This is a genomic window from Nereida sp. NH-UV-3 (assembly GCF_042939535.1).
Classification (GTDB): Bacteria; Pseudomonadota; Alphaproteobacteria; order Rhodobacterales; family Rhodobacteraceae; genus Nereida; species Nereida ignava.
Window position 1 is genome coordinate 337791 of sequence record NZ_CP132157.1, and the last position, 18732, is coordinate 356522.

Consider the following 18732-nt stretch of genomic DNA (forward strand, 5'->3'; position numbering starts at 1 on the left):
CAAAATGAAACTAAATATTTTCAAGTATAGCGGTATGTTAGCGGGCGTAGTTACAGCAGTTTCAATCGCGGGATTCGCAGCTGCCGAGCCAAAACACGGGATCGCCATGTATGGTGAGCCGCAACTACCACCAGATTTTGTGTCTCTCCCCTATGCAAACCCGAATGCTCCCAAGGGTGGTACTATCGCTACGGGTGAAGTTGGCACTTTTGACAGCTTGAACCCCTATATCTTGAAGGGCAGTCCACCGTGGCAGTTGCGCTTTTTGGGCGTGGAAAGCCTCATGGGGCGCTCTTGGGACGAGCCATTTACGCTCTATGGGCTTCTCGCCGAATCGATTGAGGTGGGTGAGAATCGCGCGTGGGTCGAATTCACCCTTCGCCCGGAGGCACGTTTTTCCGACGGCACCCCCGTTACGGTCGAAGATGTAATCTGGTCTTATGAAACATTGGGGACCGTCGGGCATCCGCGTTACCACGGGCTTTGGAAGAAAATCGAAAGTGCCGAAAAAACTGGTGAACGCTCGGTGAAGTTTACGTTCAACGAGGCAGATCGCGAACTTGCGTTGATCGCTGGCATGCGTCCCATCTTGAAAAAGGCACAATGGGACGGCGTTGATTTCGCCGACAGCAGTTTGGATATCGTGCCGATCACAACTTCCCCGTATGTTGTTGATCAATATGAGGCTGGCCGCGTTGTGGTGATGAAGCGCAACGACGATTATTGGGGCAAAGACCTGCCATTCCGCCGTGGCACCATGAACCTTGATGAAGTGCGTATGGAATTTTTCGGAGATGGAACCGCGCAGTTCGAGGCGTTCAAAGCAGGTGTTTTGAACTCAAACCGTGAATTTAACGCGCAAAAATGGGACCAGCAGTACGCCTTCCCCGCAATAGATGCGGGCGACGTGGTGAAGTCAGTGCTGCCTCATGAACGGCCCTCGGGCATCACAGGTTTTGTCATGAACACCCGTCGTGAGGCATTCCAAGACTGGCGCGTGCGCGACGCTCTGCTTCATGCGTTTAACTTTGAATTCATCAACAATGCTATGACGGATGGCAAGCAGCCGCGCATCACCAGCTATTACTCAAATTCGATCTTGGGTATGAAAGAAGGCCCCGCAGAAGGCTTGGTTAAAGAGTTCTTAACTCCCTTCGCGGACGAGCTTTTACCAGGCGCCCTTGAAGGATACACCCTACCTGTCAGTGACGGCTCAGAAGCCAACCGACGCAACATTAGGAAAGCCTTGCAGCAATTTGAAAGCGCAGGATATTCCGTTGATGATACAGGTGTCCTCGTTGACGCGAACGGCACGACTTTCACTTTTGAAATTCTGCTCAAATCAGGATCATCCGAGAATATCGCGATCATCGAGCTTTATACAAAAGCGCTTGAGCGTGTTGGCATCACGCCGACCGTTACAACCGTTGATGGGGCGCAGTACAAAGACCGTACGACCAATTATGATTTTGACATGACGTACTATCGCCGTGGCTTGTCCCTGTCACCCGGTAACGAGCAATACGCATACTGGGGCGCTGATGGCATTACTGAACCCGGCAGCCGCAATTGGATGGGCATGAACAGTCCCGCCGCAGAGGCGATGATTGACAAGATGCTGAATTCCGCAAGCCGCCAAGAGTTTTTGGCAGCCGTTCGCGCGTTGGACCGCATCCTGACCACAGGCCGCTACGTCATACCGATCTACCAGTTCAACATCAGCCGCATCGCCCACGCCAAGGAGCTTAAATACCCAGAAAACCTACCCATCTATGGCGACTGGATTGGTTGGCAGCCCGATGTTTGGTGGTTTGAAGCCGACTGAAAGAGCTAAAGTAACTAGACGCCCTGCACCCCCATGGGTAAACGCGGGGCGTCTAGATATCGAAAGCAGCACTATGCGCCTTTTTATCACACTACTCGCGATTTGCGCGGTCACTGCCTGCACTCCTGCACGATTGGCGACCAAAGCCGTGACAATACCCGTCAAAACCGTCGGTAAAGTCATATTTTAGGACGTAGGCTCAAGTTCACAAAACGTAGGGACATAACATAGATGCATACCCTCACGGAGCCCGATCTATGGCGCAAACTCTGTGCCGAAGCGCTTGGTACTGCGTTTTTGCTGATCGGTGTTGTTGGCTCCGGTATCATGGCCGATACGCTGTCAAACGGCTCAGTCGCGTTGACTCTTTTGGCAAATGCGATCGCCACAGGCTGCATCCTCTATGTCATCATTACTGTGCTTGGACCGATCTCGGGCGCACATTTTAACCCTGCCGTTACGCTCGCCTTTTATGTGCGCAAAGAAATATCGCGCACCGTTGCTTTGGGTTTTGCTCTAATGCAAATAGTTGGTGCAATTACAGGGGTTTGTCTGACACACTTAATGTTTGAACTTCCGATCTTCCAACTCGCAAGCACCGCGCGGACAGGTGTCTCGCAATGGGTATCAGAAGGGGTCGCGACGTTCGGTTTGTTGTTTGTAATCTTTGGGGGCTTACGCAGTAAACCAGAAGCCGTTCCAACACTTGTCGCACTTTATATCACCGGCGCGTATTGGTTCACCTCATCCACAAGCTTTGCCAACCCCGCCGTCACAATTGCGCGTGGCCTCTCCGATACATTCGCAGGGATTGCGCCAGCAGGCCTGCCAGCGTTCATATTTGTCCAACTGGTGACAGTCGTGATAGCGATGCCGTTCCTGGCAAAACTGTTCTCAAAATAACGGGCCGACATCCACCAATTCTTAACCCCTGCGGACTTAGCCTGAATAGGTAAACAGTTGCAGAGGTTCCCGATGATTTTGACGCCAGACGATATTCCCGCGATCAACCGCTACTTTCCCGCCACAGATATAAACAGTATGCGCTTTCTGACCCATGATCGTGATAAGTTGGTTTTGTATCTTGCGCGCGTGAATGAGTTGTCGATCACCGAAGCATCAGAGCAGCTTGATCTGGTGATCGCCGTGCGGCCAACCGAGAATTTACAACACGTCGGGTGACTTGGGCTTAGGCCAGCGATGTCACCCACAGAATTGTTGCATCGTCCTCACTAGTCGAGATCACGTTGTGCCCCATTGCGGCGTCATAATACGCGCTGTCTCCGCGGCGCATCTCAACGGGCTCGTAAAACTCAGTAAAAAGGCGAATGGTGCCTGTAAGAACGTACAAAAACTCCTCACCATCATGACGCACCCATCCGTCAAACTCATCAAGGGTCCGCGCACGAACCCGCGCGCGGTACGGCAGCATTTGTTTTTTGGTGAGAGAGGCCGAAAGCAACTCATGCTCGTAGGTTGTGGTAATTGTGCGGGCGCCCTCGCCCTCTTTGGTGATTGCCATGCGGCCATTTACCTGACCCTTCACCGGTGGTGTGAACAGCTGCGGGACAGAAATTTCCAGCCCAATCGCGAGCTTCTTCAGGGCCTCATACGTAGGCGACATCTGCCCGTTCTCAATTTTTGAAAGGGTCGAGCGCGCCAATCCTGCCTGATTTGCTGCTTGTTCAAGGGTCCAGCCGCGCGCTTTGCGCAACTCACGTACCCGCGATCCAAGATCAACAGGTTCAGGCGCGGCATCCTCCCCACTTTCACGGGCGATTTGGATCAGGGATTTTGCAGGTAGATCAGTCATGAAAAGCCTATAGCCCACGCTAACAACCGCTGGCAACAACATGCTTTGCAAAGTTGCACAGGCCCCTGTTCAATTGGTTTGCCCGCTTTACATTCGCCCCGCTTCCCTGCCAAACACCACGCAACTCATCGCCAATGCCTCGTAAAGGAGATGCCCGTGGTTAAGCTTGATATTATATCCGACCCAATTTGCCCTTGGTGTTACATTGGCAAAACGCATCTTTTCAAAGCGCTGGCAGAGGTGCCTGACCACCCTTTCACGATCGAGTGGCATCCGTTTCAGCTTAATCCTGATATGCCCGCGGCTGGCATGGACCGTCGTGAGTATCTGGAAACGAAGTTTGGTGGCAAAGAGGGTGCCGTACGCGCCTACGCCCCCGTTGTAGAGGCCGCTGAAAAAGCGGGCCTTACGATCAACTTCGAAGGCATCACACGTACGCCCAACACGCTTGATGCGCACCGTGTCATTCATTGGGCGGGCATTGAAGGTAAGCAGACGGCGATGGTACACACACTTTTCAAAGCCTATTTTGAAGACGGGCGGGACATCGCGGATCACGAAACGCTCGCTGATATTGCAGACAGTGTTGAAATGGATGCAGCCCTTGTGCGCAAACTGCTGGCCACCGATGAAGATGCAAAAGACATTCGCGATCGAGATGCACACAGCCGCAAAATGGGTGTTAATTCCGTGCCCACTTTTGTTGTTGCAAACCAGCACGCTGTTCCCGGCGCGCAAGGTCCCGACTTGTGGGTCCAAGTGATCAACGACATCAAAGAACAGTTGGCATCACCCGAATGAGCCAAGCGCACACCCGCCGCGGGCCAACACAACCACTTGGTCCTCGCGAATTCATCGCTTTGATGGGTATGTTGACTGCAACGATTGCGTTCTCCATCGACGCGCTTTTGCCAGCGCTGCCAGATATCGCGCAAAGCCTGACGCCGAGTAATCCCAATAACGCCCAACTGACAATCACGGCGTTTGTGTTGGGCATGGGCATTGGCACGTTTTTCGTGGGGCCTTTGGCAGATCGGTTTGGCCGTCGTCCGACTTTGATCTGTGGTGCAGTGCTTTATGTCGCGTCCTGTATGGTCGCGATCTTCACCACTGAGATTACCCTTTTGCTGATCACCCGCGTCACCATGGGGCTTGGCGCATCTGCTGCGCGCGTTGTTGCGATGGCTATTGTCCGCGACCAAACATCGGGCCGTGAAATGGCGCGACTGATGTCACTTATCATGATGGTTTTCGCTCTTGTGCCGGCGATTGCCCCTTCGATTGGCGCGGTGATCGTTGGCTTTACCGGATGGCGTGAGCTGTTTGCGGCCTTCGCCGTTTTCAGCATTCTAACCAGCCTTTGGTTTTTAATCCGGCAACCCGAGACACTTGTCCAAAAGCGGCCCCTCGCCTTTGCCTCATTGGCTGCGGCCTTTCGTGAGATGGTGTCTCTCAGCGTTGTGAGACGGTCGATCATAACGCAAACGCTTATTTATGCGTGTCTTTTTGCCGCTCTAAGTTCAACGCAACAGGTTTTTGCTGATGTTTACGGACAGGTGTCTCAGTTCCCGTATTGGTTCGCCTTGATCGCCGTATTAGCCGCAAGCGCATCGTTCCTTAATTCAAAAATCGTCGTAAAGCTGGGCATGCAGCGGGTCATATCAACGGCCCTGCTGGGACAGATCGCCATATCGGCTGTTATGATTTCGGTTTGGCTGTTGAGCCCTGCAAACAGCTTTGGGATCTATGTGATCTGGACCACATCAGTGTTCTTTATCGTCGGGCTTACATTGGGAAACCTGAATGCATTGGCCATGGAACCGCTTGGGCACATCGCGGGGTTTGCGGCATCTCTTTTGCAAGGTTCCGCCACCGTTGGTTCAGTTCTGATCGCGGCCCCCATTGGCCTTGCGTTTGATGGCACGCCACTACCAGTCGCGATTGGCATCACAGTCTGCATCACGTTAGCCTATATGACCGCGCGTGGCATTCGCCCCTAAGCTTTCGCTTTTTGCTTCTTTTTGTGGGCAATCGCTTTTTCGGCAAGGGCCTTGGCCAAAGCGAACGATCCTTTGATTTTGTCTGCTTCACTCGACCATTGCCGCGCAACAACGATCTTGTTGTCGCGAACACGTGCATCGCCGTTCTGCTCATCCATAAAGGCAACGAGGCCCTCGGGTGATGCGTATTTATTGTTGTGAAAGCTGATCGTCGCGCCTTTGGGGCCCGCGTCCAACTTGGCAATTCCGGCCTTTTTGCACATCGCTTTAATCCGGACGACAAGCATCAATGTGTTCACTTCACGGGGCAGCTTACCGAACCGGTCGATCAACTCAGCAGCAAAGCCTTCTAGTTCAACTTTGCTCTGCAACCCACTGAGACGGCGATATAATCCAAGCCTCACGTCAAGATCAGGAACGAAGTCTTCGGGTATCAACACTGGTACACCAAGGTTAATCTGCGGCGCCCATTGCCCGTCATCAATCAAACCTTCAGCCTTGCCAGACTTGATGTTGGCAATAGCTTCTTCAAGCATGGATTGGTAAAGTTCGTAGCCTACCTCACGCATCTGCCCCGATTGTTCTTCGCCAATCAAATTCCCTGCGCCGCGAATATCAAGGTCTTGGGATGCCAAGGTGAAACCGGCGCCTAATGTGTCGAGGCTGCCAAGTACGCGCAGACGTTTTTCGGCGGTAGGTGTCAGCTTCGCACGGGGTTTCGTGGTCAAATATGCATAGGCACGGGTTTTAGAACGGCCCACGCGCCCACGAATTTGGTACAGCTGCGACAGACCAAACATGTCAGAGCGGTGCACGATCATTGTGTTGGCGGTTGGAATATCGATGCCCGACTCCACAATCGTTGTTGCAAGTAGCACGTCGTATTTGCCGTCATAAAACGCGTTCATTGTATCGTCGAGTTGCCCCGCAGCCATCTGACCGTTTGCCACGATAAAGCTGACTTCGGGAACTTCTTCGCGCAAGAACTCCTCAATCTCGGGTAGATCAGAGATGCGCGGAACCACATAGAACGACTGCCCACCGCGATAATGCTCACGCAAAAGCGCCTCGCGGATGGTGACGGGATCAAATTCGCTGACGTAGGTTCTGATTGAAAGACGGTCCATCGGTGGCGTGCCAATAATCGACAAGTCGCGCACGCCAGAAAGCGACAGCTGCAGCGTTCGCGGGATGGGCGTGGCGGTTAGCGTAAGAACATGGACATCTGTCCGCATCTGTTTCAAACGCTCTTTGTGCTGAACACCGAAATGCTGTTCTTCGTCAATAATGAGCAACCCAAGACGTTCAAAACGCACAGATTTTGCCAGCAGCGCGTGGGTGCCAATGACAATGTCAACGGTCCCCCGATTGATACCGTCACGGGTCTCACTGGCCTCTTTGGCCGATACGAAGCGAGACAGCTGTCTCACCTCTAACGGAAAACCGCGGAAGCGTTCGGCGAATGATTTGTAGTGTTGGCGCGCCAGTAGCGTTGTGGGCGCGATGATAGCGACCTGTACGCCCGACATTGCCGCGATAAACGCCGCGCGCATGGCGACTTCGGTTTTGCCAAAGCCTACATCGCCGCAAATGAGGCGGTCCATGGGTTGGCCACTGGCCAGATCGTCAAGCACGTCGCCGATGGCGCTCAGCTGATCGTCAGTTTCTTGGTAAGGAAAGCGCGCCGAAAACGCATCCCACATCCCTGAGGGCGGCTCCATCATCGGCGCTGTGCGCAAGGCGCGCTCTGCCGCGACGCGGATCAACCGATCGGCGATCTGGCGAATACGTTCTTTAAGTTTAGCTTTCTTGGCCTGCCACGCACCACCACCCAACTTATCAAGCAGGCCCTGATCGTTGCCAAACTTGGACAACAGCTCAATGTTCTCAACGGGCAAATACAGTTTTGCCGCTTCCGCATATTCAAGCGACAGACACTCATGCGCCGCCCCTGCGGCTGTGACAACTTCAAGGCCCATGAAGCGACCAACACCGTGGTCGACGTGCACGACCAAGTCACCAGGGCTAAGGCTTTGAGTTTCAGACAGGAAATTATCCGCGCGGCGCTTTTTCTTGGCGCGGCGGATCAGCCTGTCCCCTAAAACATCTTGCTCTGAAATCACGACCATTTCAGGGCTTTCAAACCCGTGATCAAGTCCCCAGACCGCCAGATGAACGCGACTGTTGGCGATATCACCAGCGTTTGAAATCAGCGCCAGATCAACCAGCCCTTCATCGGCGAGAAGCCCGTGCAACCGTTCCCGCGCGCCTTCGGAATATGAGGCGATAATTACAGGGCGCTCTTGAAGTGATGCTTTAATATGTGCTGACAAGCTACTGAATAGGCTTATACTTTCTTGCTGACGTTCGGGTGAGAAATTCCGTCCAATTCTCCCACCCGCATCAATGACCCCCGCACCTGTGGATTGCGGCAAAGCAACCAGCTGAAGCATGCGCCGCTCAGATGTAGCCGCGGTCCATGCGTCATCATCAAGATAAAGACCCGCAGGGTGCGCCGGCTTGTAAACAGTGCCCAAGCGTTTCTTCTGTTTTAGCGCCTCTTGGCGGTTTTCGTATTGGTCAACGATGCTGGCCCATCTCGCGTCACGCATGGCCGCACTTTGATCATCAAGCGCAATTGCCGCGTTGGGCACATAATCAAAAAGGGTCTCAAGATGATCGTGGAAAAACGCCAACCAATGTTCGATGCCAGCGTGTTTGCGCCCTGCGCTCACGGCCTCATAAAGCGGATCGTCTGTGCCTGCCGCGCCAAATTCAATGCGGTAGGTCTGCCGAAAGCGCGTAATCGCAGGCTCGTCCAAGATGACCTCGGACACTGGCGCCAATTCAACAACCGATAGCTTTTCCGTGGTGCGCTGCGTGGCCGGATCAAACCTGCGGGCGCCGTCCAACACGTCCCCAAAGAGGTCAAGCCGCACTGGCCCCGATTGCCCCGGCGGATAGACATCAATGATGCCGCCGCGGACCGCATAATCACCAGGCTCTACGACAGTGGGGCTTTGGGTGAAGCCCATGCGTACCAAAAACGCCCGCAATGCCTCTTCGTTCACTTGGTGCCCGACAGTTGCGATAAAGCTTGCCCCTTCAAGCACGCTACGCGCAGGGATGCGTTGGGTCGCAGCATTCAGAGTGGTCAGCAAGATGAACTGTTTCGCCCCCCCCGCCACAAGCCCCGCCAGAACCGCCATCCGCGCCGCAGAGACATCTGCGTTGGGCGATGTGCGGTCGTAGGGCAGACAATCCCACGCAGGAAAGCTGAAAACTGGGACGTCAGGTGCGAAAAACGCCAAAGCCTCGCGCATCGCTTCAAGGCGTTTATCATCGCGCGCCACGTGAATAACGCTACCACTTTTTTCGTACTCGCGCAGAAGCAGTTGGGCGTCATAGCCCTCGGGGGCGCCGGAAATGATCAGGGGTTGGGTCATGCGGATGACCTACCGCGCTGACGGGCCGCGTCAAGGCACAGACACAAGTTTGAGCACGGATCGCACCACTTCAAAGGCTACCCACGACCATATTTTGATACATGCCCCAAATCGCGGTGATGAAAATAGAAATAATCCCAAGGACTTGCGTCCAAAACCTGTGTTTCAAAAGGCGGGCATGAAGCTGGTCCATGGTTTCGACATTGGACTCGATACTGCTAGCGGCACGGATGGACATCAGCCCCAACAGTCCCATCGGGAACAGGATCAAGAATAACGCCTGCGCAAACTCAACGCCGTACATAAAGCCCAATAAAAACAGTCCAGTGATGACAAAGCAGCCAAACCCAAAGATCAAAAGCCCTGACACTTCACCGATGATCAGCAGGCGGTTGATCGCCACGCGAACCATATCGCGCAAGTCAGCCTCGGCCTGCCCACCTTTGCGTTTCGCGCGTAAAACCAGATCAAAGGGCACGCCCAGAACATAGTGGCTCGCCGATGACCAAAACACCGCGAGCGCGATCCAGTACCACAGGTTTGAAAATGACCTCAGGTCAATCAGTTCAAATACCGCTTCATACCAATCCAAGGGCCAACTCCGGCTAAATCATCACACGCCTCTGCGTCGGTTCGCTATAGCGAGGCCGCGCCGCGATGCCAACCGCCAACGCCCCTTGTTGGGTGCGCTGGATTGAGGCAAAGTGGCACAGAATTCAAAGACCGAAAGCCACCTGACATGACACCTGTTACCGCCGCCTTCCCTGCAACACGCCTACGCCGTTTGCGTACGTCCGACGCGTTGCGGCGCTTGGCCAGTGAAAACACACTGACTGTTGATGATCTGATTTGGCCCGTGTTTGTCATGGAAGGTACTGATGCAGAGCAGCCAATCGCCTCTATGCCTGGTGTGTCGCGGTTAACCATTGACCGTTTAGTGGATGCAGCGCGTGAAGCCCGTGATCTTGGCATTCCGGCCATGTGTATTTTCCCCTACATCGAGCCAGAGCTTAAGACACAAGACTGTGCAGAGGCGTGGGGAAAGGATAATCTGTCGAACCGTGCCACCCGCGCGATCAAGGAGGCCGTGCCCGAGATTGCTGTGATGACGGACGTGGCTCTTGATCCCTATAACATCAACGGTCACGACGGGATTGTCCGTGATGGCGTTATCGTGAACGACGAAACTGTTGAAGCATTGGTCAAAATGGCTTTGGCCCAAGCCGAGGCCGGTGCAGATATTTTGGGGCCATCGGATATGATGGACGGGCGGATCGGGGCGATGCGTCGCGGGCTTGAAGAAGCAGGACATCAAAACGTGACGATCATGTCCTACTCGGCCAAATACGCCAGTGCGTTTTATGGCCCGTTCCGCGATGCGGTTGGTGCATCTGGTGCGTTAAAGGGCGACAAAAAGACATATCAAATGAACCCTGCAAATAGTGATGAGGCCTTGCGCCATATTCACCGCGATCTGAGCGAGGGTGCGGATATGGTCATGGTGAAGCCGGGCATGCCGTATCTTGATATTTGCCAGCGTGTCAAAGCAGAGTTCGGTGTGCCCACTTACGCCTATCAGGTTTCAGGTGAATACGCGATGATCACGGGAGCCGCGCAAAACGGCTGGATCGACGGCGAGCGCGTGATGACCGAAAGCTTGCTGGCCTTCAAACGCGCGGGCTGTGATGGCATTTTGACGTATTTCGCACCCACCGTCGCCAGATTACTGCAAAAAGCCTAGGCGAGAGGCTGCGCAGATCAAAGTTTATGCAGTTCCTGAGTGACATCAGGCGCGCCCCGCTATATTATTTAGACAGAAAATGTCGCAAAAAGCGGCAAATTGGCCAGATATAAAGGCCAAAATTGGCACCTGAGCAGAGGCAAGACCATGACACAAAACATTACAGGTTCTCTATTTGACCAAGACCCTGCGGAGGCGGTTGCAAAGCCATCGCGCCGTGCATTTACCATGGGCGCGCTTGCCAGCTTGCCTATCTTGGCTGGTTGCGGCAACGGGATCGGCTCTAAAGGAGCGGGCAAAATTGATGCGCGCGTCGATCAAACATTGAACTTTATGTACGGTAAATACCCTGCAACCAACGATCTGGCGCAAAAAGCCAGCGGTATGTTGGTCATGCCATTGGTTACGGAAGCTGGTCTGATCGGTATCGGCGGCGCATACGGACGTGGTGCGTTGCAAGTGGGCGGGTCTACTGTTGATTATTACTCAACTGCGCAAGGAAATGTGGGCCTGCAATTGGGCGCACAGCAATATGCCCATGTTCTGTTTTTCATGACAGACGAGTCGCTGATGGATTTCCGCCGCTCCAAAGGCTGGGCCGCGGGCGCTGATCTTGAGTATGCGTTCAAAGACCGCGGTGACAGCATCCGCGCAGGCACGATCACATCCCTGTCACCGGTGATTGCTGTAGTTTTCGGTCAGGCAGGTCTGCTTGTGGGCGCTACACTTGAAGGCTCAAAATACTCGCGCATTATTCCGTAAATATCCGCAAGCGATGCGGTTGGCTGGGCTAAGGCGCGCCCGTACTAACACGTGAAAGAGCCAGCCGATGCTGAGCATTACAAAATGGATTTTTCGGCTTTTTGTCGGAGTTTGTGTCTGCTGCATCATGGCGGTGGGCGTGCTTTATATGTTCGCCTCCCGCTCTCTGCCCGATTATGATGCAGATGTTGCGCTGAGCGGCATTACAGCCCCTGTCGAAATCGTCCGCGACAACGCCAATGTGCCGCATATTGTCGGCAGCATCGACGAAGATGTTTTCTTCGGTCTTGGGTATGCCCACGCGCAAGACAGGCTGTGGCAACTCATCACCATGCGGCGGACTGTTCAGGGGCGTTTGTCTGAAGTGTTCGGCCCCGAGACACTGCCCATTGACCGTGTCCTACGCAGGCTGGACCTTTACACCCTTGCGACACAATCAGTCTCGGTCCAAACTCGTGAAACTTTGGCGGCTCTTGAGGCTTATTCGGCCGGTATCAACGCAAGATTATCGCAGATCAACGCGGATGCTCTTGGACGCGGCGCACCCGAGCTGTTCTTGTTTTCCAATCAGATCGCCCCTTGGCAGCCTGCAGACAGCATCGCCCTGATTAAGTTAATGGCGCTGCAGGGCACCACCCATCTTGAACAAGAGGTCCTTCGCGCGCGCACCTCTTTGATATTATCGAACGAACGGATGTTGGACCTGCTGCCTGATACACCCGGTGAAGGCCTTGCAGATCTGCCTTCATTTGCGGAGGTGATGCCCCAAGGTAGCACGCGCGTTTATGCGGCAAGCAGCCAAAAACCGCAGCACCCGATTTCACCTTTCCGGCCCCGCGATCTTGCAGGTGCATCCAATGCGTGGGCTGCGGCACCGTCACGTTCTGCCACTGGTGGTAGCCTGTTGGCCAGTGATCCACATCTGGCGTTTTCATCCCCCTCAATTTGGTATCTGGCGCGGCTTGAACTTGCTTCAGGCGGCATCATTGGGGGCACAATTCCGGGTATTCCCTTGGTATTAATGGGGCGGAGTGCTGCTTTGGGATGGGGTCTCACGGCATCGTACGCTGATGACCAAGACCTTGTTTTTGAACAGCTTAATCCCGATGATCCCACACAATACCGCACGCCAAATGGTTTTGCGCAGTTCAGAACCCGCGATAGCATCATCAACGTCAAGGATGCCCCGTCCGAGACACTTACGCTGCGCTGGACCGAAAACGGACCGGTCCTGCCGCCTGAACATTATAACCTCGGCACCCTTATGCGCGACGGGTATGTTGCCGCGCTAAACTGGACTGCTCTTTCGCCCAAAGACACATCAATGAGTGCTGGTATGGCGCTTATGATGGCCAAATCAGTGCAAGCTGCCGCAGACGCCGCACAGACATTTATCGCGCCGTCGCAAAACCTAATGCTGGCAGATCGTGACGGCGTTGGCATGGTTACAATCGGTGCCCTGCCCGCACGGGATGCACGCCACCAAACCAAAGGGCGCTTGCCAAGCCCAGGATGGGTCGCCCAAAACAGATGGCAAGGGATCCTGCCCCCCGAAGCCAGTCCACGCATTTTAATGCCCGAGGGTGGCATAATCGGCAATACCAACAACAAAGTGACCGATGCCACGTTCCCTAACCACGTCAGTTTCACCTACGGGGACACCCAGCGGATCACCCGTTGGGCCCGCCTGATGCAATCACGCCAAGTCCACACCCGCGACAGTTTTATCGAAGCACAGCTTGATACAGTCAGCGTCACGGCCCGCACCATTCTACCGCTGATTGGGGCAAATTTGTGGTTCACTGGTCCGCCTGCCCCAGCTGGCACGCCCGAGCGTCAGCGACAGCGCGCGCTAACACTTTTGGCGGATTGGAACGGCGAGATGAACGAACATTTACCCGAGCCGCTGATCTATTCTGCATGGGTCAAAGCGCTTCAAACACGGCTAATCCGCGACGAACTTGGCCCGCTTTATACTGAATTCACCCACGTTGAGCCTATTTTCCTTGAACGGGTGTACAGAGATATTGATGGGGCCGCCGCTTGGTGTGATGTGGTGCAATCTGCCCCGCTTGAAACCTGCGAAGACATGGCGCGGCTGGCACTTGATGATGCGATCATCTGGATCAATGAAAGATACGGCACCGCGCTTGAATCCCTACGCTGGGGCGATGTCCATCAGGCGACCCATGATCACCCTGTGCTGGGTGAAACACCCATTTTGCGGCACGTGGTCAACATTCGGCAAAGCACTTCTGGCGGGGATAATACGTTGATGCGAGGGCGTACATCGGGGGATCCTGCCGATCCGTTTCATAACGTACACGGCGCGGGCTACCGTGGTGTGTATGACTTTGCTGACCCTGATAGTTCCGTTTTCATTATTTCGACGGGCCAATCAGGGCATCCGCTGTCGCGCCACTATGATGACCTTGGTGTACTGTGGCGGCGGGGCGAATATATCCCAATGTCACTTGACCTTGATCTTGCGCGGGCTGGTGCGACAGGTGTCACCCGCCTTTTACCGCGTTAATGCGCCACATCAAGTAAGTAACGTAAGCGTCTGATATGCTTATAAATTGCGGAACTTCTTGGCCTGCCGCGCAGTCCATTTTACCTTAAAGATATAGCCGGTTTCATCGGCGCTTTCTTCCTCAATCACACCCTCTTCAAACAGCCACGCGCGGCCTTTGCCGTTGGCGTATGGAACATTCAGGGTCTCAATATGAAGGTCCGGTGTCAGGGTTTGTGAAACAGCCGCTAGAAGATCATCCAAGCCATGTCCCGTAAGCGCAGATACAACGTGCAACGTGTCCGAACGCGATGCAGTCTCAATTGCCCCATCGCGCGCGCTGTCATCTAGCAAATCAATTTTGTTCCAGACCTCAATCATCGGCGCAGTCTCGGCAACGCCCAGATCAGCCAGAATGGTCATGACATCGCGTGCCTGATTTTCTGTTTCGGGATGGCTGATGTCACGCACATGCAAAATCAGGTCGGCGTCCAATACTTCCTCAAGGGTCGCGCGGAAAGCAGCAACAAGCTGCGTTGGCAAATCAGAGATAAAGCCCACAGTGTCGGACAAAATAATCTCTGGACCGTCTTCGATTTCCAGCCGGCGCATCGTGGGGTCAAGCGTCGCAAAGAGCATGTCTTTGGCGAATACATCCGCACCGGTTACCCGATTGAAGAGGGTCGATTTCCCCGCGTTTGTGTAGCCGACCAAAGCAACAACAGGGAACGGTACTTTTGCACGTGCCGCACGGTGAAGCGCGCGGGTTTTAACCACTTTTTCAAGCTGTTTACGCAAGCGCCCCATTTGATCATCGATGGCGCGGCGGTCCGCTTCGATCTGTGTCTCGCCGGGACCACCAACAAAGCCCAGACCACCCCTTTGGCGCTCAAGGTGGGTCCAAGCGCGGACCAGACGGGTACGTTGATAGGCCAAATGCGCCATCTCAACTTGCAAAACACCTTCACGAGTGCGCGCACGATCGCTGAAAATCTCAAGGATAAGACCCGTGCGATCAAGCAGTTTCACGCCCCATGCTTTTTCGAGGTTACGCTGCTGAACGGGCGTAACGGGACCGTCGACCAAGACCAGCTCGATGTCATTATCTTTGAAGATTACGCGCAGCTCTTCGATCTTACCTTTACCAAAAAGCATGCCCGCATGAACTTTGGGAAGCGAGACAACTGTCCCGCCTTCCACATCAAGGTTTGGCAAAGCTTCGCCCAAAGCAATTGCTTCAGCCAAAGCATCATTAGCCTCGCGCCGATCGCGGTCGCTTTTTATGTCAGGATGGATCACCCACGCCCGGGTGTTGGGCGTTTCGGTCTCGAAATGTTCAGTGCTCACGTGCGGCTGGCCTTACGGCTCTTCACCGTCATAAAGGCTGATTGGTGTGGAAGGCATGACCGTTGAAATGGCTTGCTTGTACACCAGCTGCGACTGACCATCGCGGCGCAAAAGAACGCAGAAATTATCAAACCATGTGATAACGCCCTGCAATTTAACGCCGTTAATCAAGAAAATAGTCAATGGAACCTTCGTTTTACGTACGTGGTTCAGGAATGCGTCTTGCAAGTTCTGCTTGTCAGCCATCAGTTGTGGTCCTTTTTGCCGGATCGTTTATCGATCTCTCCCCGTGCCGGGGTTACCTCATTTATGTAGGTTCACAGGCAAAACTTCCACCCCCTAAATATGACGTATTTGCCGCACACACTCCAAAATCCGGATGTATGGTTATTTTCGCCAAAATTCAGGATTGAAAAGAGCGATGAGGGCCAAAGTCTCCAAACGTCCCAGAACCATCGCCGCACATAAGATGTACTTGGCTGCATCTGTTAGGGCCGCCAAAGCAATTGGTTCCGCCAAGGCCAATTCCGAAAGTGGCCCCGTGGTTGAAAGCGCTGCAACGGATAGCACCATGGAAATCTCAAACGGCAGCCCCGTTAGGGACAAAAGCGTCATGACCAATGCAAACGACAGCACAAACGTCATGAAGAAAATCCATGCGATAAACGCCCCTTCGCGGCGAATATGCCGCCCCATACCTCCTGCCCCGCCAACGGAACTTGGATGAACCAAACGTCCCATTTCGCGCAGCCCGTGTTGATAAAGCGCATAAACACGCATCAATTTCACACCACCCGCAGTTGTTGCAACGCCGCCGCCCATCAACGCAAGCCCCAGCAAAATCATGCCCGGAGCGGTGAGGCCTGACCAATCTTGCGCGGATGACCAATGGACGCTCTCATAGCCAGTCGTACTTAGGAACGACGCCACAGTGAAAACGGACCCCCAGATTGCATGAAGCGCCGCCAGCCAGTTTTCTTCGTCGTTTACTTCAAAGGCCCCAAACCAGTGACGCAGGAAAAGCAAGCTTGGCACAATGATGATGACCGAAAGGGCGATGCGCATTTCAGGATCGCGCCGCAGCGTGCCGGCTTGTTGGGCGCTAAAGTCGTTTGAAAACGTGAGCCGCGTGAAAGCAAAAACCATAAATAGCAACAAAACGGCTTCTGCGATTATGCTGCCCGAACCGCCTGTTAATCCGCCGACGGCAGAAACTCCGCTGGTTGAAATAAGACCCATTGCGTGGATCAGCGCGGTAAAGGCGTCCTCACCCGCGATCACTTGTAACAACCACATAAGCGCGGTCAGGCCCGTATAAATTGGGGTCAGATAAATCGAGTGACGCACAAGCCGTTTAGATGGCGCAGTTGTTTTGCTGAATTGCGAATACGTGGCCGAGCGTTGCCCCGCACGCGGTGTGGATGACACCTCAAAGCCGCCCAGATTGAGCGGTGCCAGCAAAGCAACGGCCGTGATCCAAACGAACAAACCGCCAGACCATGCAACCAACGCCCGCCACAGATGAAGCGGCACGGATAGGCGTTCAGGCACATCAAAAACAGTCGCGCCAGTTGTTGTGAAATGGGACACCATTTCGAAATAGGCGTTGGTAAAAGTGGTCGTGCGCAAGGCCTCATAAAACGGAAATGCCAGCACTGCGGGCAGAATTGTAAACGCCGCAACAAGAGTTAAAAGCTGCGCGCGGGCTGAAACGCCCCGCCCTTCACGCCGTGATGCAATTGCGATCATCGCGACGAAAAACATCTGTAGGATGCCCGTGTACAGAAACACCCGTGCTTCAAATAAATCGCGGCTAAGATAACCTGCGACGGCCGGAATGATCATCGCCATCCCGCTGATCGCCAGCAAAACGACAAACAGTGGATATTGTTCAATCTGTGCGCGCATCAGAAAAAGTCGATGGAAACCTGCAAGAGCCGCTCCACCTCGGCCACATCAGCCGACATGGCAAATAGCGCCACGACATCGCCCTCATCGATACGCGTCGCACCTACCGGTTTGATCAGCTTTCCGCCTTTTAACAGCCCCGCAACCATCACACCTTCTGGCAGATCAATCTCGCTAATCTTGCGACCAGCAAGCTGACTGGTTGAAAGTACCTGCGCCTCGATCACTTCCGCCTCAGCATCACCAACCGAGTAAACATGACGCACGCGACCTTGCCGCACGTGGCGCAAAATAGAGCTAACTGTGGTTGCGCGCGGGTTGATATAGGCGTCAATCTTCAAAGGGGCCAAAAGCGGGACCAACGTGGGGTCATTGATCAAACAAATCGCCATGGGACAGCCGTTATTTTTGGCGCGCACAGCGGCCAAAATGTTAGTCTTGTCATCGTCGGTTACGGCCAAAACCGCATCGGCGCTGTCGATGTTAGCTTCACGCAGTAGATTACGATCCAAACCATCACCGTGCAAGACAATCGTTTTTTCCAGCGCATCGGCCGCCCGTTCGGCACATGCACGGTTTTTCTCGATTACTTTTGCACGGATACGGTGGCGTTGCTCTTCAAGGGCTTTGGCAACCGCCAACCCAACATTACCACCACCAATCAGAACAACCCGCTCTTGTTTACGGGCCTTTTTGCCAAAAATCTCAAGGGTCCGCGACACGTCCGCGACGTCTGCAAAAATATAGCACTCGTCACCTGCAAAAATCTGATCACCGGCCTCGGGTTTGAACAAGACACCCTCGCGGCGAATGCCCACAACAAGGGCACGCAGCGTTGAAAACAGGTCTGTCAACTGACGTAGCGGCGTGTTGATAACAGGACAATCTTCACCAATGGTCAGCCCCAAAAGCTGGGCTTTGTTGTCGAGGAAAAACTCTGTGTCAAAAGCAGTTGGGCTTGAAAGGCGTAGCAAAGCAGCTTGGGCCACTTCGCGCTCAGGGCTGATTACCACGTCAATCGGCAGGTGATCACGGCGGTAGAGATCAGAGTAAATCGCATCAAGATAAGACTGGGCACGCAGGCGCGCGATTTTGCGTGGCACCTCAAACACCGAATGCGCCACCTGACAGGTCACCATGTTGACCTCATCCGAATGGGTCGCGGCGATCACCATATCAGCGTCGCGCGCACCCGCACGCTCAAGAACATCAGGATAACTTGCAAAGCCGGCAACGCCTTGAACATCAAGGGTTTCTGTCGCTCGGCGAACAAGTTCGGCATTATTGTCTACAACTGTCACATCGTTGTTTTCAGATGCCAAATGGCGCGCAATCTGCCAGCCAACTTGTCCTGCGCCGCAAATAATGACCTTCATGG

At 54.1% G+C, this 18732-nt stretch carries 15 protein-coding genes; 8 read left to right on the forward strand and 7 right to left on the reverse strand.

The genetic code is table 11. The features are described from left to right. Nucleotides 1–4 precede the first annotated feature (4 nt). From NeNHUV3_RS01625 to NeNHUV3_RS01635, 3 genes are all read left to right on the forward strand, one after another. Complete coding sequence (locus tag NeNHUV3_RS01625; RefSeq protein WP_391482079.1) at nt 5–1825, forward strand: extracellular solute-binding protein; 1821 nt, start codon at nt 5–7, stop codon at nt 1823–1825. A gap of 231 nt (nt 1826–2056) precedes the next feature. Continuing rightward, the gene (locus NeNHUV3_RS01630) at nt 2057–2728 is read left to right on the forward strand and encodes an aquaporin (RefSeq protein ID WP_391482081.1); all 672 of its coding nucleotides are present in this window, start codon (nt 2057–2059) and stop codon (nt 2726–2728) included. 72 nt (nt 2729–2800) lie between these two features. Next, on the forward strand, nt 2801–3007 hold the full coding sequence (locus NeNHUV3_RS01635; RefSeq protein WP_391482082.1) for a hypothetical protein: 207 nt from the start codon (nt 2801–2803) through the stop codon (nt 3005–3007). A gap of 7 nt (nt 3008–3014) precedes the next feature. Here NeNHUV3_RS01635 and NeNHUV3_RS01640 read toward each other — a convergent pair whose 3' ends face one another. After that, nucleotides 3015–3638 carry a helix-turn-helix domain-containing protein gene (locus tag NeNHUV3_RS01640; RefSeq protein ID WP_391482084.1) on the reverse strand — a complete coding sequence of 208 codons (624 nt, stop codon included), beginning with the start codon at nt 3636–3638 and terminating at the stop codon, nt 3015–3017. 150 nt (nt 3639–3788) lie between these two features. Between NeNHUV3_RS01640 and NeNHUV3_RS01645 the strand changes: the two genes are divergently transcribed. Both NeNHUV3_RS01645 and NeNHUV3_RS01650 read left to right on the forward strand, forming a co-directional pair. After that, nucleotides 3789–4439 (forward strand): DsbA family oxidoreductase, encoded by a 651-nt coding sequence (locus NeNHUV3_RS01645; protein ID WP_391482086.1) that lies wholly within the window; start codon nt 3789–3791, stop codon nt 4437–4439. Further along, nucleotides 4436–5638, forward strand: a complete 1203-nt coding sequence (locus tag NeNHUV3_RS01650) for a multidrug effflux MFS transporter (protein WP_391482087.1) — start codon at nt 4436–4438, stop codon at nt 5636–5638. Before NeNHUV3_RS01645 ends, NeNHUV3_RS01650 begins: the two co-directional genes overlap by 4 nt. Here NeNHUV3_RS01650 and mfd read toward each other — a convergent pair. Both mfd and NeNHUV3_RS01660 read right to left on the reverse strand, forming a co-directional pair. Next, nucleotides 5635–9084 carry a transcription-repair coupling factor gene (gene mfd, locus NeNHUV3_RS01655; protein WP_391482089.1) on the reverse strand — a complete coding sequence of 1150 codons (3450 nt, stop codon included), beginning with the start codon at nt 9082–9084 and terminating at the stop codon, nt 5635–5637. The genes NeNHUV3_RS01650 and mfd overlap by 4 nt on opposite strands. A gap of 70 nt (nt 9085–9154) precedes the next feature. Beyond that, the gene (locus NeNHUV3_RS01660; protein ID WP_048597546.1) at nt 9155–9676 is read right to left on the reverse strand and encodes a hypothetical protein; all 522 of its coding nucleotides are present in this window, start codon (nt 9674–9676) and stop codon (nt 9155–9157) included. Nucleotides 9677–9823: 147 nt separating this feature from the next. Here NeNHUV3_RS01660 and hemB point away from each other — a divergent pair, with 147 nt between their 5' ends. From hemB to NeNHUV3_RS01675, 3 genes are all read left to right on the forward strand, one after another. Further along, nucleotides 9824–10825 carry a porphobilinogen synthase gene (gene hemB, locus NeNHUV3_RS01665; protein ID WP_391482090.1) on the forward strand — a complete coding sequence of 334 codons (1002 nt, stop codon included), beginning with the start codon at nt 9824–9826 and terminating at the stop codon, nt 10823–10825. A 228-nt stretch (nt 10826–11053) separates the two neighbouring features. Further along, nucleotides 11054–11587, forward strand: coding sequence for a YSC84-related protein (locus NeNHUV3_RS01670; RefSeq protein ID WP_391483158.1), 534 nt, complete (start codon nt 11054–11056; stop codon nt 11585–11587). A 67-nt stretch (nt 11588–11654) separates the two neighbouring features. Continuing rightward, nucleotides 11655–14120 (forward strand): penicillin acylase family protein, encoded by a 2466-nt coding sequence (locus NeNHUV3_RS01675; protein WP_391482091.1) that lies wholly within the window; start codon nt 11655–11657, stop codon nt 14118–14120. 39 nt (nt 14121–14159) lie between these two features. Here NeNHUV3_RS01675 and hflX read toward each other — a convergent pair whose 3' ends face one another. The 4 genes from hflX to trkA form a co-directional block, all read right to left on the reverse strand. After that, nucleotides 14160–15446, reverse strand: coding sequence for a GTPase HflX (hflX, locus tag NeNHUV3_RS01680; RefSeq protein ID WP_391482092.1), 1287 nt, complete (start codon nt 15444–15446; stop codon nt 14160–14162). 12 nt (nt 15447–15458) lie between these two features. Then, nucleotides 15459–15695, reverse strand: coding sequence for an RNA chaperone Hfq (gene hfq, locus NeNHUV3_RS01685; RefSeq protein ID WP_048597554.1), 237 nt, complete (start codon nt 15693–15695; stop codon nt 15459–15461). A 138-nt stretch (nt 15696–15833) separates the two neighbouring features. Further along, complete coding sequence (locus NeNHUV3_RS01690) at nt 15834–17354, reverse strand: TrkH family potassium uptake protein (protein WP_391482094.1); 1521 nt, start codon at nt 17352–17354, stop codon at nt 15834–15836. Then, nucleotides 17354–18730, reverse strand: a complete 1377-nt coding sequence (gene trkA, locus NeNHUV3_RS01695) for a Trk system potassium transporter TrkA (protein WP_391482095.1) — start codon at nt 18728–18730, stop codon at nt 17354–17356. Before trkA ends, NeNHUV3_RS01690 begins: the two co-directional genes overlap by 1 nt. Nucleotides 18731–18732: the final 2 nt, after the last annotated feature.